Source organism: Pseudomonas sp. AIG, assembly GCF_977020205.1.
In genome coordinates this window covers 1-243 of sequence record NZ_CDROCK010000174.1, presented here as the reverse complement: position 1 = coordinate 243, position 243 = coordinate 1, and the positions used below count along the sequence as shown (strand labels likewise).

Genomic DNA, 243 nt, shown 5'->3' with positions numbered 1-243 from the left:
TCGGTGCGGTGGTGGTCACGGTGCCGGTGGTTTTGCCGACTTCGATGGTGATGTTTTGACCGTTGGCCAAGGTCACCACGACAGGCGAGCCGGTCACTGGAGCGCCGACAGTGGCGGTGTAAGTGACGGAGCCGCCTTCCGCCACGGAGGTATCGGCCGTCAGTTTCACGGTCGAGGTGTCGATGGTATCGGTGACATTGGTCACGGCCGGCACGGTGCTCGGTACCAGACTCTCGAAGTTGC

The 243-nt window shown here is 62.6% G+C and carries 1 protein-coding gene; it reads right to left on the bottom strand.

All coding sequences use genetic code 11. The annotated features are described in order from the left end of the window. Positions 1-243: immunoglobulin-like domain-containing protein (locus tag ACWR1S_RS31005; RefSeq protein ID WP_454566160.1), on the bottom strand; the 243-nt coding region annotated here is incomplete at both ends.